Raw genomic sequence first — 13,980 nt, 5'->3', positions numbered from 1 at the left:
CAGCGACCCCTCGGGAGTCCGTGACCCCTACTCCCCGGACAGCACCCGCTGCGCCGCCTCCCGCGCCTCCTCCGCACCGTCCGCCGCCCGCGCGGCCCCGGCCGCCCGCTGGCACTGCGCCAACGACGCCCGCGCCAACCCCGCCCGCACGTACGGGATCGCCGCCGCACCCATCGACAGGCTCGTCACCCCGAGCCCCGTCAGCACGCACGCCAACAGCGGGTCCGACGCCGCCTCCCCGCACACCCCGCAGCTCTTCCCGGCCGCCTTCGCCGCCTCCGCCGCCGCCGCGATCAGGTCCAGCAGCGCCGGCTGCCACGGGTCCTGCAACCGCGCCAACGACCCCACCTGCCGGTCCGCCGCGAACGCGTACTGCGCCAGGTCGTTCGTCCCCAGCGACACGAACTCCACCTCCCGCAGGATCGCCCCGGCCCGCAGCGCCGCCGACGGGATCTCCACCATCGCCCCGTACTTGGCGTCCAACCCCACCTCCCGACAGGCCGCCGCGAACGCCCGCGCGTCCACCCCGTCCGCCACCATCGGCGCCATCACCTCCAGGCGCACCGTCAACCCCTCCGCCGCCCGCGCCAGCGCCCGCAACTGCGACCGCAGCACCTCCGGGTGCTCCAGCAGCGTCCGCAACCCGCGCACCCCCAGCGCCGGATTCGGCTCGTCCCCAGGCGTCAGGAACTCCAACGGCTTGTCCGCCCCCGCGTCCAGCACCCGCACCACCACCCGGGCCCCCGGAAACGCCTCCAGCACCTTCCGGTACGCCTCGACCTGCTTGTCCTCGCTCGGCGCGTGCGCCGAATCGTCCAGGAACAGGAACTCCGTCCGGAACAGCCCGACGCCCTCCGCCCCGTTCTCCAACGCCGCCGGCACGTCCCCCGGACCACCCACGTTCGCCAGCAACGGCACCATGAACCCGTCCGACGTCCGCCCCGGCCCGCTCGACGCCGCCAGCGCGGCCTTCCGCTCCGCCGCCAGCCGCCGCAACTCCTCCTGCCGATCCGCCGCCGGCTCCACCACCACCTCGCCCGACGCCCCGTCGACCGCCACCACCACCCCCTCCGCCAACCCTGTCGCCCCCGCCAGCGCCACCACCGCCGGCACCCCCATCGCCCGCGCCAGGATCGCGCTGTGCGAGGTCGGCCCGCCCTCCTCCGTCACGAACCCCAGCACCAGCGACGGGTCCAGCAACGCCGTGTCCGCCGGCGCCAGGTCCCGCGCCAGCAGCACGTACGGCTCGTCACTGTCCGGCACCCCCGGCATCGGCACCCCCAGCAGCCGCGCCACGATCCGGTTCCGCACGTCGTCCAGGTCCGCCACCCGCCCGGCCAGGTACTCACCCGCCGCCGCCAACAGCTCCCGGTACGCCGCGAACGCGTCGTACACCCCGCGCTCCGCACTGCTCCCCGACTCGATCCGCCGGTTCACGTCCGCCGACAGCTCCGGGTCCTGCGCCATCAGCGCCTGCGCCTCCAGCACCGCCTGCGCCTCACCCCCCGCCAGGTTCCCGCGCGCCACCAGGTCCGCGGCCACCGCGTCCACCGCCGCCTGCGCCCGGGCCCGCTCCCGCGGCACCTCCTCGGCCGACACCTGGGTCACCGGCGGCTCCAGCACCGCCGTCCCCATGTGCCGCACCTGCCCGATGGCGACCCCGTGGCTGACCCCCACGCCCCGCAGCGTCCGCTCCATGGTCCGAAACCCCTTCGCCGTCCGTCGCCGTCAGTTCCGTCACTTCCGTCAGTTCCAGATGAACAGCTCGCCGCCGGCCGTGACATCGCCCGACTCCGCCACCCCGCTCAACTGCTCCGCCGACGCCTCCAGCGCCACGATCGGCGAGATCGGGGACTTCCCGGCCGCCTCCACCGCCGCCGGATTCCACTTGATCACCGGCTGCCCCCGCTTCACCCGGTCCCCCTTGTGCACCAGCAGCTCGAACCCCTCCCCATTGAGCTGCACCGTGTCGATCCCCAGGTGCGTCAGCACCCCGTGCCCGTTCTCGTCCATCACCACGAACGCGTGCGGATGCATCGACACCACCTGCCCGTCCACCGGAGCCACCGCGTCGATCGGCTCCCGCAACGGATCGATCGCCGTCCCCGGCCCGACCATGGCCCCCGCGAACACCGGGTCGGGAACGTTGGCGAGGCCGACAGCGCGACCGGCGAGCGGCGACGTGACAGTGGTCATGGTGGAGCCTCCCAGGTACGGAGTACATCGCGTGCGGCCGCGGGCAGCGGCCCATTGATCGACTGAACCAAAATTACGTCAACTTCGGACATCCCATGACATAACGCCCGCGAGCCGCCCGGGTGAAGATCCCCTCCCGCCCCAACCGAGCCGCACACGAACCGACCGCCCCGCGCCCTCCCCGTCGACCCCGCCACCCGCAAGTGGTCTAGTCCTCTCGGCCAACCCGCCGCACTCTACGGCATCCGAGTGAGCCCCCACCTGCCACTCCCACCCGCCCCGCGCAGGCCCAACCGAGTGAACTCCGCCCCCGCCCCGATTAGGTGCTCGGCCACCGACCCGCTATGGTTGCTCAGGTCGCCGCGCAACGGCGGTAAACAGAGCAAGTCAGGCGAGTAAAGCTTCGGTCAACGCCGAATAAACAGTCTGGTAAGCTCGAAACACGAAAGAACGAAGCGCCCGGGGAGTTCGCAGAAATGCGGCTCGAAGGAAGCGTCCGTTCCTTGAGAACTCAACAGCGTGCCAAAAGTCAACGCCAGATATGTTGACATCCCCGGCCTCGACTCTGTTCGGGGTTGGAGATTCCTTTTGAAGTAAAACACTAGCGAGGACGCAGTGCGCGGGGCCGCCCTATTCCGGTGGTTGCCGTGCCGCTCTTTCGTGGAAGCATTCACGGAGAGTTTGATCCTGGCTCAGGACGAACGCTGGCGGCGTGCTTAACACATGCAAGTCGAACGGTGAAGCCCTTCGGGGTGGATCAGTGGCGAACGGGTGAGTAACACGTGGGGAATCTGCCCTGAACTCTGGGACAAGCCTTGGAAACGAGGTCTAATACCGGATACGACCTTCTCCTGCATGGGGGTTGGTGGAAAGCTCCGGCGGTTCAGGATGATCCCGCGGCCTATCAGCTTGTTGGTGGGGTAATGGCCTACCAAGGCGACGACGGGTAGCCGGCCTGAGAGGGCGACCGGCCACACTGGGACTGAGACACGGCCCAGACTCCTACGGGAGGCAGCAGTGGGGAATATTGCACAATGGGCGGAAGCCTGATGCAGCGACGCCGCGTGAGGGATGACGGCCTTCGGGTTGTAAACCTCTTTCAGCAGGGAAGAAGCGCAAGTGACGGTACCTGCAGAAGAAGCACCGGCTAACTACGTGCCAGCAGCCGCGGTAATACGTAGGGTGCGAGCGTTGTCCGGAATTATTGGGCGTAAAGAGCTCGTAGGCGGCCTGTCGCGTCGGATGTGAAAGCCCGGGGCTTAACCCCGGGTCTGCATACGATACGGGCAGGCTGGAGTGTGGTAGGGGAGATCGGAATTCCTGGTGTAGCGGTGAAATGCGCAGATATCAGGAGGAACACCGGTGGCGAAGGCGGATCTCTGGGCCATTACTGACGCTGAGGAGCGAAAGCGTGGGGAGCGAACAGGATTAGATACCCTGGTAGTCCACGCCGTAAACGTTGGGAACTAGGTGTTGGCGACATTCCACGTCGTCGGTGCCGCAGCTAACGCATTAAGTTCCCCGCCTGGGGAGTACGGCCGCAAGGCTAAAACTCAAAGGAATTGACGGGGGCCCGCACAAGCAGCGGAGCATGTGGCTTAATTCGACGCAACGCGAAGAACCTTACCAAGGCTTGACATACGCCGGAAACGTCCAGAGATGGGCGCCCCCTTGTGGTCGGTGTACAGGTGGTGCATGGTTGTCGTCAGCTCGTGTCGTGAGATGTTGGGTTAAGTCCCGCAACGAGCGCAACCCTTGTTCTGTGTTGCCAGCGAGTAATGTCGGGGACTCACAGGAGACTGCCGGGGTCAACTCGGAGGAAGGTGGGGACGACGTCAAATCATCATGCCCCTTATGTCTTGGGCTGCACACGTGCTACAATGGCCGGTACAAAGGGCTGCGATGCCGCGAGGCGGAGCGAATCCCAAAAAGCCGGTCTCAGTTCGGATTGGGGTCTGCAACTCGACCCCATGAAGTTGGAGTTGCTAGTAATCGCAGATCAGCATGCTGCGGTGAATACGTTCCCGGGCCTTGTACACACCGCCCGTCACGTCACGAAAGTCGGTAACACCCGAAGCCGGTGGCCTAACCCGCAAGGGGAGGAGCCGTCGAAGGTGGGACCAGCGATTGGGACGAAGTCGTAACAAGGTAGCCGTACCGGAAGGTGCGGCTGGATCACCTCCTTTCTAAGGAGCACATAGCCGCTTGCGAGCGCATGTCTCGCACGGTTGCTCATGGGTGGAACGTTGACTATTCGGCACGATGGACGAGACGAGCGGTAGTACTGCTTCGGCGTGGAAAACGCATCGTCAGGTCATCGTGTCGGGCACGTTGTTGGGTCCTGAGGGAACGGCTTGCCGTTGTCTCATGGATGCCGGCCTCAGGCGAGGCCACCTGTGAGGGTGGTCTGGTGTGGGTGTCTGGTCGTTGTTTGAGAACTGCACAGTGGACGCGAGCATCTGTGGCCAAGTTTTTAAGGGCGCACGGTGGATGCCTTGGCACCAGGAACCGATGAAGGACGTGGGAGGCCGCGATAGGCCCCGGGGAGCTGTCAACCGAGCTTTGATCCGGGGGTGTCCGAATGGGGAAACCCGGCAGTCGTCATGGGCTGTCACCCATACCTGAACACATAGGGTATGTGGAGGGAACGCGGGGAAGTGAAACATCTCAGTACCCGCAGGAAGAGAAAACAACCGTGATTCCGGGAGTAGTGGCGAGCGAAACCGGATGAGGCTAAACCGTTGTGGTGTGAGACCCGGCAGGGGTTGCCATAGCGGGGTTGTGGGAAAGTTCTTCAGTCGTCTGCCGGCGGCTGGGCGAGTCAGAAACCGTATGGGTAGTCGAAGGACATGCGAAAGGTCCGGCGTAGAGGGTAAGACCCCCGTAGACGAAATCTGTACGGCTCGCTTGAGCTTCTCCCAAGTAGCACGGGGCCCGAGAAATCCCGTGTGAATCTGGCGGGACCACCCGCTAAGCCTAAATATTCCCTGGTGACCGATAGCGGATAGTACCGTGAGGGAATGGTGAAAAGTACCGCGGGAGCGGAGTGAAATAGTACCTGAAACCGTGTGCCTACAAGCCGTGGGGGCAGTCCTTTTGGGGCTGTGACTGCGTGCCTTTTGAAGAATGAGCCTGCGAGTTTGCGGTGTGTAGCGAGGTTAACCCGTGTGGGGTAGCCGTAGCGAAAGCGAGTCCGAATAGGGCGCCCATAGTTGCATGCCCAAGACCCGAAGCGGAGTGATCTAGCCATGGGCAGGTTGAAGCGCGGGTAAGACCGTGTGGAGGACCGAACCCACCAGGGTTGAAAACCTGGGGGATGACCTGTGGTTAGGGGTGAAAGGCCAATCAAACTCCGTGATAGCTGGTTCTCCCCGAAATGCATTTAGGTGCAGCGTCGCGTGTTTCTTGCCGGAGGTAGAGCACTGGATAGGCGATGGGCCTTACCGGGTTACTGACCTTAGCCAAACTCCGAATGCCGGTAAGTGAGAGCGCGGCAGTGAGACTGTGGGGGATAAGCTCCATGGTCGAGAGGGAAACAGCCCAGAACACCGACTAAGGTCCCTAAGCGTGTGCTAAGTGGGAAAGGATGTGGAGTCGCAGAGACAACCAGGAGGTTGGCTTAGAAGCAGCCACCCTTGAAAGAGTGCGTAATAGCTCACTGGTCAAGTGATTCCGCGCCGACAATGTAGCGGGGCTCAAGCACATCACCGAAGTCGTGTCATTGCAGCAATACTCCCAACGGAGGCTGTGATGGGTAGGGGAGCGTCGTGTGCCGGGTGAAGCAGCCGAGGAATCGAGTTGTGGACGGTTCACGAGTGAGAATGCAGGCATGAGTAGCGATACAAGAGTGGGAAACTCTTGCGCCGATTGACCAAGGGTTCCTGGGTCAAGCTGATCTGCCCAGGGTAAGTCGGGACCTAAGGCGAGGCCGACAGGCGTAGTCGATGGACAACGGGTTGATATTCCCGTACCCGCTTTGAAGCGCCAACGTCGAACCAGGTGATGCTAAGGCCGTGAAGCCGGCCCGGAGTCTTCGGACAATGGGACGTGGTGGAGCCGCCGGCCCAAGCCTGTAGTAGGTGAGCGATGGGGTGACGCAGGAAGGTAGTCCAGCCCGGGCGGTGGTTGTCCCGGGGTAAGGGTGTAGGACGTTGCGTAGGCAAATCCGCGCGACACGAAGTCTGAGACCTGATGCCGAGCCGATTGTGGTGAAGTGGATGATCCTATGCTGTCGAGAAAAGCCTCTAGCGAGTTTCATGGCGGCCCGTACCCTAAACCGACTCAGGTGGTCTGGTAGAGAATACCGAGGCGTTCGGGTGAACTGTGGTTAAGGAACTCGGCAAAATGCCCCCGTAACTTCGGGAGAAGGGGGCCATTGCTGGTGACGGGACGTGCTCCCTGAGCTGGTGGTGGCCGCAGAGACCAGCGAGAAGCGACTGTTTACTAAAAACACAGGTCCGTGCGAAGCCGTAAGGCGATGTATACGGACTGACGCCTGCCCGGTGCTGGAACGTTAAGGGGACCGGTTAGTCCGATTTCGGTCGGGCGAAGCTGAGAACTTAAGCGCCAGTAAACGGCGGTGGTAACTATAACCATCCTAAGGTAGCGAAATTCCTTGTCGGGTAAGTTCCGACCTGCACGAATGGCGTAACGACTTCTCGACTGTCTCAACCACAGGCCCGGTGAAATTGCATTACGAGTAAAGATGCTCGTTTCGCGCAGCAGGACGGAAAGACCCCGGGACCTTTACTATAGCTTGATATTGGTGTTCGGTTCGGCTTGTGTAGGATAGGTGGGAGACTGTGAGACTCGGACGCCAGTTCGGGTGGAGTCGCCGTTGAAATACCACTCTGGTCGTGCTGGATGTCTAACCTGGGTCCGTGATCCGGATCAGGGACAGTGTCTGGTGGGTAGTTTAACTGGGGCGGTTGCCTCCTAAAGGGTAACGGAGGCGCCCAAAGGTTCCCTCAGCCTGGTTGGCAATCAGGTGTTGAGTGTAAGTGCACAAGGGAGCTTGACTGTGAGACTGACGGGTCGAGCAGGTACGAAAGTAGGGACTAGTGATCCGGCGGTGGCTTGTGGAAGCGCCGTCGCTCAACGGATAAAAGGTACCCCGGGGATAACAGGCTGATCTTCCCCAAGAGTCCATATCGACGGGATGGTTTGGCACCTCGATGTCGGCTCGTCGCATCCTGGGGCTGGAGTAGGTCCCAAGGGTTGGGCTGTTCGCCCATTAAAGCGGTACGCGAGCTGGGTTTAGAACGTCGTGAGACAGTTCGGTCCCTATCCGCTGTGCGCGTAGGAGTGTTGAGAAGGGCTGTCCCTAGTACGAGAGGACCGGGACGGACGAACCTCTGGTGTGCCAGTTGTCCTGCCAAGGGCATGGCTGGTTGGCTACGTTCGGGAGGGATAACCGCTGAAAGCATCTAAGCGGGAAGCCTGCTTCGAGATGAGCACTCCCACCTCCTTGAGAGGGTAAGGCTCCCAGTAGACGACTGGGTTGATAGGCCGGATATGGAAGCCCTGTGAGGGGTGGAGTTGACCGGTACTAATAGGCCGAGGGCTTGTCCTCAGTTGCTCGCGTCCACTGTGTTGTTCTGAAACAACGACCCCCGCGTCATGGCGGGCGGTGCACAGTTTCATAGTGTTTCGGTGGTCATAGCGTGAGGGAAACGCCCGGTTACATTCCGAACCCGGAAGCTAAGCCTCACAGCGCCGATGGTACTGCAGGGGGGACCCTGTGGGAGAGTAGGACGCCGCCGAACAATCTTTGTGGGAAAGCCCCCTGACGGGATGTCAGGGGGCTTTCTTGTTGTAGGGTCGGTCCCGCACAGTTGTCGGTGGTGAAAACAGGAGGCTCCGCACAGTGGAGGTCCAGGAGACGCGCGTTCAGACCGACCGGGTCCTCACGATCCCCAACCTGCTGAGCATGGCTCGGCTGGTGGGCGTGCCGATCTTCCTGTGGTTGGTGCTGTGGCCGGTCTTCGGGGGGCCGAAGAACGACGGGTGGGCGATTGTCGTTCTGATGTTGAGCGGGGTCAGTGACTACCTGGACGGGAAGCTGGCCCGGCGGTGGGGGCAGATCAGCCGGCTGGGGCAGTTGCTGGACCCGGCCGCGGACCGGTTGTACATCGTGTCGACGCTGGTGGGTCTGACCTGGCGGGAGATCCTGCCCTGGTGGCTGACGGCGCTGCTGGTGGCGCGGGAGGCGTTCGTCGGGGTGGTGCTGCTGCGGCTCAACCGGGCGGGTTACGGGCCGTTGAACGTGAGTTTCCTCGGGAAGGCGGCGACGTTCAATCTGATGTACGCGTTTCCGCTTCTGCTGCTGGGGGTGGGCACGGGGTGGGTGCACCAGGTTGCGGGAGTGGTGAGTTGGGCGTTCATCTGGTGGGGGACGACGCTGTACTGGTGGGCCGGTGCGCTGTATGCGGTGCAGGCCCGGCAGATCCTCCGGGCGGAGCACGCTGCTGCCGTTTGAGATCGGTCTGAGACGTTTTACACGCCCTCCACGGTGAGTCGGACGTTTTCTTCCGGGTAGGGATGCGTCGGACCGGTTTGATGGACCCGCAGGGGTTCACCACCGCGAAGGAGGACGCACCCGTAATGAAAGCCGTTGTGATGGCGGGCGGAGAGGGCACCCGACTCCGCCCCATGACTTCCAGCATGCCCAAGCCGCTGCTGCCGGTGGCCAATCGGCCGATCATGGAGCACGTGCTGCGGCTGCTGAGGCGACACGGCCTCAATGACACCGTGGTGACCGTGCAGTTCCTGGCCTCGCTGGTCAAGAACTACTTCGGTGACGGCGAAGAACTGGGCATGCACCTCACCTATGCCAACGAGGAAACCCCGCTGGGCACGGCCGGCAGCGTGAAGAACGCCGAGGACGCGCTGCGGGACGATTCCTTTCTGGTGATCTCCGGCGACGCACTGACGGACTTCGACCTCTCCGATCTGATTGCCTTTCACCGGGAGAAGGGCGCGCTGGTGACGGTGTGCCTGACCCGGGTGCCGAACCCACTGGAATTCGGTATCACCATCACGGACGAGGAGGGGAAGGTCGAGCGCTTCCTGGAGAAGCCGACCTGGGGGCAGGTGTTCTCGGACACCGTGAACACCGGCATCTACGTGATGGAGCCGGAGGTCTTCGACTACGTGGCGGCCGGCGAGTCGGTCGACTGGTCGAGCGACGTGTTCCCGCAGTTGCTCAAGGAGGGCAAGCCGGTCTTCGGCTACGTCGCCGAGGGCTACTGGGAGGACGTGGGCACGCACGAGAGCTACCTGAAGGCCCAGGCGGACGTCCTGGAAGGCAAGGTCCAGGTCGAGCTGGACGGGTTCGAGATCTCGCCGGGCGTGTGGGTGGCCGAGGGTGCGGAGGTGGACCCGGAGGCCGTGCTGCGGGGGCCGCTGTACATCGGCGACTACGCCAAGGTCGAGGCCGGCGTGGAGCTGCGCGAGCACACCGTGCTGGGGTCGAACGTGGTCGTCAAGCGCGGGGCGTTCCTGCACAAGGCCGTGGTGCACGACAACGTGTACGTGGGGCCGCAGAGCAACCTGCGCGGCTGCGTGGTCGGGAAGAACACCGACGTGATGCGGGCCGCCCGGATCGACGAGGGGGCGGTGATCGGTGACGAGTGCCTGATCGGCGAGGAGTCGATCGTCGCGGGCAACGTCAAGGTCTACCCGTTCAAGACGATCGAGGCCGGCGCGTTCGTCAACACCTCGGTCATCTGGGAGTCCCGCGGCCAGGAGCACCTGTTCGGGGTGCGCGGCGTGTCGGGCATCCTGAACGTGGAGATCACGCCCGAGCTGGCCGTGCGGCTGGCGGGGGCGTACGCGACCACGTTGAAGAAGGGCGCGACGGTCACCATCGCGCGTGACCACTCGCGTGGTGCGCGGGCGTTGAAGCGGGCGATGATCTCGGCGCTGCAGACCAGCGCGATCGACGTCCGGGACCTGGAGAACGTGCCGATGCCGGTGGCCCGGCAGGCGACGGCGCGGGGGAGCGCGGGCGGGATCTTCCTGCGCACCACGCCGGGGGTGCCGGACTCGCTGGACATCCTGTTCTTCGACGAGCGCGGGGCGGACCTGTCGCAGGCCGGGCAGCGGAAGCTGGACCGGGTGTACTCGCGGCAGGAGTTCCGGCGGGCGTTCCCGGGCGAGATCGGCGACCTGCTGCACCCGGCGAGCGTGTTCGACTCGTACGCGACGAACCTGTTGCGGGCGGTGGACACCTCGGGGGTGCGGGAGGCCGGGCTGAAGGTCGTGGTGGACGCGGCGCACGGCAGTGCCGGGCTGGTACTGCCGAGCATCCTGGGGCGGCTCGGGTGGAGGCGCTGACGGTGGCCGGCGGTCTGGACGAGTCCAAGCCGACCGAGGGCGCCGAGGAGCGGAAGGCGGCGCTGGCCAGGCTGGGCGAGCTGGTGGCGTCCTCGCAGGCCGCGTTCGGCGTGCGGTTCGACCCGGTGGGTGAGCGGGTGTCCTTCGTGGACGAGCTCGGTCGGGTGATCCAGGACGACCGGGCGCTGCTGGTGCTGCTGGACCTGGTGGCGGCCGAGCGCCGTTCCGGGCAGGTGGCGCTGCCGGTGACGACGACCCGGATCGCCGAGCAGGTGGCGGCGTACCACGGCACCCAGGTGATCTGGACGACGACCTCGCCGGACGACCTGGCGAAGGCCGCGGCGGCGGACGGCACGGTCTTCGGCGGCGACGGGCGCGGCGGCTTCGTGGTGCCCGAGTTCTCCGGGGTGCTGGACGGGGCGGCGGCGTTCGTGCGGCTGGTCGGCCTGGTGGCGCGGACGCAGCTGACGCTGAGCCAGATCGACGCGCGCATCCCGCAGGCGCACATCCAGAAACGGGACATCGCGACGCCGTGGGCCGCCAAGGGCATGGTGATGCGCTCGGTGGTGGAGGCGGCCGGGAACCGGAAGCTGGACACCACGGACGGCGTGCGGGTGGTCGAGCCGGACGGCCGGTGGACGCTGGTCCTGCCGGACCCGGCGGAGGCCGTCACCCACCTGTGGGCGGAGGGCCCGGACGACGAGGCGACCGAGCGGCTGCTCGACGAGTGGGCCGCGGTCGTGGACGGCGCCGGGAGGTAGTGCGGAGAAATCCTGGTGGGGGCGGGCCCGCGGGTCCGCCCCCACCGGTGTTTGTCACGATCCTGTGCCGAAACCCTCCTGCGGGGCCCGGGGCTGGTCGTGGGGCACCTCGTGGTCGTGAAACGATGTGGCGCATGCCAGCAACGCCGACGCCGAGTGACCCGGAGGGGCGCTTCCGCCGCCCGGACGCCTCGATGTCCCTGCTGACCACGGTCATGGAGCACTCGCTCGACGACGGGTACGCGGAGGCGGCCCGGGCGCGCGGGGCGGAGGGCAGCTCCCGGCTGCCGTCGACGGCCAGGGGGCGGCTGGTGCTGGCCCTGGGGCTGGCGCTGGCCGCGGTCGTGGTGACGGTCGGGGCGGTCAACACGCACGCCGCGGCGCCCGTCCTGGCCCAGGAGCGGGACGCCCTGGTGACCCGGGTGAACGACGCCAACAAGGCGGCGGACGAGTTGCAGCGGCAGGTCGAGGCGGACCGCGACAAGGTCGAGAAGGCCCAGGAGGCGGCGCTGCAGACCGGCGACGACAGCGCGGCGGCGCAGCTGGCGGCGCGCACCGGGACCGGGGAGATCACCGGGCCGGGCGTCAAGCTGGTGATCGACGACGCCTCCGGGAGCGGTTCGGGCGGCAACGTCAGCGATCCGCGGAACACCGGCGGCTACGGCAAGGACGGCCGGGTCAAGGACCACGACCTGCAGTACGCGGTGAACGGGCTGTGGCTGGCCGGCGCGGAGGCGGTGTCCGTGAACGGGCAGCGGCTGACCGCGCTGTCGGCGATCCGGGCGGCCGGCGACGCGATCCTGGTGGACAACCGGCCGCTGGTGCCGCCGTACACGGTGCTGGCGATCGGGGACGGGCCGCGGCTGGCCCAGGCTTTCCAGGACAACGAGGGCGGCCGCTACCTGAAGATCATCCAGGACAGCTACGGCATCCGGTCGACGGTGTCGGCGCAGAAGTCGCTGACGCTGCCGGCCGCGCTGGGCGTGACGCTCCGGGTGGCCGGGCCGGAGGCGTCCCCGTCCCCGGAGGCTTCGGCCGAGCCGTCGTCCTCGCCCTCCGCCGCATCGTCCCCGTCCGTCTCGCCGTCGCGGTCCGGTGCGCCCTCGGGGTCGCCGGGTGCGGCGCCGTCGAAGTCCGCGCGGTCGACCGCGACGAAGTCCCCTTCCACTGGAACAGGAGCTGCTACACCGTGATTGCCGTACTGGGTCTGGTGATCGGCGTGATCGTCGGCGTGTTCGTGCAGCCGGAGGTGCCGAACGCGGTGGTGCCGTACCTGCCGATCGCGGTGGTGGCGGCGCTGGACGCGGTGTTCGGCGGCGTGCGGGCGATGTTGGACGGGATCTTCGACGACAAGGTCTTCGTGGTGTCGTTCCTGTCAAACGTCGTGGTGGCGGCGCTGATCGTCTTCCTGGGCGACCAGCTGGGCGTGGGGTCGCAGCTGTCCACCGGCGTGGTGGTGGTGCTGGGCATCCGGATCTTCTCGAACGCGGCGGCGATCCGCCGGCACGTGTTCAGGGCGTAGGGAGCGGCTGTGAGCGAGGAGCGGGAGCCGCGGGAGCGGGACGCGGGACGGCCGGAGCCGGAGGTGCCGGTGGCGCCGGAGGCGGGGGACACGCCCGGCGCGCGGTCCGCGGCGGCGGCGCGGGAGGCATCCGGGGAGCCGCCGGTGGTGGCGTCCGCGGGGTCGGAGCCGGTGGAGCCGCCCGCGGACGGGCGGACCCGGCTGAAGGCGGCGGTGTGGCCGCCGCGGGTGTCGCGGGGGCAGCTGGTGGTGGCGCTGCTGCTGTTCGCGCTGGGGCTGGCGCTGGCGATCCAGGTGCGGTCGACCAACGACCACAGCGAGCTGCGCGGGGCCCGGCAGGAGGACCTGGTGCGCATCCTGGACGAGCTGGACGGGAAGCAGCAGCGCCTGCAGTCGGAGCGGACGCAGCTGGAGCAGTCCCTGGCGCAGTTGGAGAACTCGTCCAACCAGGCCAAGGAGGCCCAGGAGCAGACCCGCAAGAAGGCGGCCGAACTGGGCGTGCTGGCGGGGACGGAGAAGGCGACCGGCCCGGGGATCGTGCTGACGATCGACGATCCCCAAGGGCAGGTGAAGGCGGATATGCTGCTGGACACCCTGCAGGAACTCCGAGCGGCGGGGGCGGAGGCGATTCAGATCAACGACGTGCGCGTGGTGGCCGGTACGTACTTCACCGACAACTCGTCGGGCGGCGTGCAGATCGACGGGAAGAGCGTCTCGCAGCCGTTCCGCTTCACCGTCGTGGGCAACCCGCAGGACCTGGCTCCGGCGCTCAACATTCCCGGTGGTGTGGTGCGCAGCCTGGAGAACCACCAGGCGCGGGCGACCATCGTCCAGCAGCAGAAGGTCCTGGTGGACGCGTTGGCCACGCCGAAGCCGTTGCAGTACGGCAAGCCGGCGGCGAAGTGACGGGGCGCGCTCCGTACGGTTCGTCAGCTGCGGGCAGCCCCCGGTGGTGGGTTTCCGCGGCGGGTCGGCGACACTGGGTCTTACCGTTCGTCAGTCCCCGGCCGGATGCCGGGCCCACCGCCACACCGAGCCTTGAACCCTGCCCCGCGGGCGGTTCTGTCACACGCAAGGGGATTCGCCCGTGAGTTTTCTCTCGAAGCTGTTCGGCCGCAACAAGAAGGCCGCCGAGGCGCCGACCGCGCGTTACCGGCAGGAGGA

General features: G+C 66.4%; 6 protein-coding genes, 3 rRNA genes and 1 pseudogene. 8 read left to right on the top strand and 2 right to left on the bottom strand.

The window, feature by feature from the left end:
• Positions 1-27 precede the first annotated feature (27 nt).
• Both ptsP and QMQ26_RS07205 read right to left on the bottom strand, forming a co-directional pair.
• Positions 28-1,698, bottom strand: a complete 1,671-nt coding sequence (ptsP, locus tag QMQ26_RS07210) for a phosphoenolpyruvate--protein phosphotransferase (RefSeq protein ID WP_282205131.1) — start codon at positions 1,696-1,698, stop codon at positions 28-30.
• A 48-nt stretch (positions 1,699-1,746) separates the two neighbouring features.
• Positions 1,747-2,196 carry a PTS sugar transporter subunit IIA gene (locus tag QMQ26_RS07205; protein ID WP_100835370.1) on the bottom strand — a complete coding sequence of 150 codons (450 nt, stop codon included), beginning with the start codon at positions 2,194-2,196 and terminating at the stop codon, positions 1,747-1,749.
• A gap of 669 nt (positions 2,197-2,865) precedes the next feature.
• Here QMQ26_RS07205 and QMQ26_RS07200 point away from each other — a divergent pair.
• The 8 genes and pseudogenes from QMQ26_RS07200 (at position 2,866) to QMQ26_RS07165 (ending at position 13,722) form a co-directional block, all read left to right on the top strand.
• Positions 2,866-4,382, top strand: a 16S ribosomal RNA gene (locus QMQ26_RS07200).
• Positions 4,383-4,659: 277 nt separating this feature from the next.
• Positions 4,660-7,768: ribosomal RNA gene (locus QMQ26_RS07195) — 23S ribosomal RNA — on the top strand.
• A 76-nt stretch (positions 7,769-7,844) separates the two neighbouring features.
• A 5S ribosomal RNA gene (gene rrf, locus QMQ26_RS07190) occupies positions 7,845-7,961 on the top strand.
• The 16S, 23S and 5S rRNA genes sit together here, the layout of an rRNA operon.
• 101 nt (positions 7,962-8,062) lie before the next feature.
• Positions 8,063-8,674 (top strand): CDP-alcohol phosphatidyltransferase family protein, encoded by a 612-nt coding sequence (locus QMQ26_RS07185; protein ID WP_111556448.1) that lies wholly within the window; start codon positions 8,063-8,065, stop codon positions 8,672-8,674.
• A 125-nt stretch (positions 8,675-8,799) separates the two neighbouring features.
• A pseudogene (locus QMQ26_RS07180) lies at positions 8,800-11,294 on the top strand (sugar phosphate nucleotidyltransferase).
• 125 nt (positions 11,295-11,419) lie between these two features.
• Positions 11,420-12,487: a DUF881 domain-containing protein gene (locus tag QMQ26_RS07175; RefSeq protein WP_282205130.1), complete on the top strand. Its 1,068-nt coding sequence runs from the start codon at positions 11,420-11,422 to the stop codon at positions 12,485-12,487.
• Positions 12,484-12,816, top strand: a complete 333-nt coding sequence (locus tag QMQ26_RS07170) for a small basic family protein (RefSeq protein ID WP_030463668.1) — start codon at positions 12,484-12,486, stop codon at positions 12,814-12,816. Before QMQ26_RS07175 ends, QMQ26_RS07170 begins: the two co-directional genes overlap by 4 nt.
• Before the next feature lie 9 nt (positions 12,817-12,825).
• Positions 12,826-13,722, top strand: coding sequence for a DUF881 domain-containing protein (locus QMQ26_RS07165; RefSeq protein ID WP_282205129.1), 897 nt, complete (start codon positions 12,826-12,828; stop codon positions 13,720-13,722).
• Positions 13,723-13,980 lie beyond the last annotated feature (258 nt).

The organism is Kitasatospora fiedleri, from assembly GCF_948472415.1.
GTDB lineage: Bacteria > Actinomycetota > Actinomycetes > Streptomycetales > Streptomycetaceae > Kitasatospora > Kitasatospora fiedleri.
The sequence above is the reverse complement of the archived record's forward strand: the minus strand, read 5'-3'. Positions and strand labels throughout refer to the sequence as shown.

Coding starts and splice junctions, on each gene's coding strand:
- ptsP (WP_282205131.1), bottom strand. CDS start 1,698: ATGGAGCGGACGCTGCGGGGCGTGGGGGTCAGCCACGGGGTCGCCATC.
- QMQ26_RS07175 (WP_282205130.1), top strand. CDS start 11,420: ATGTGGCGCATGCCAGCAACGCCGACGCCGAGTGACCCGGAGGGGCGC.
- QMQ26_RS07205 (WP_100835370.1), bottom strand. CDS start 2,196: ATGACCACTGTCACGTCGCCGCTCGCCGGTCGCGCTGTCGGCCTCGCC.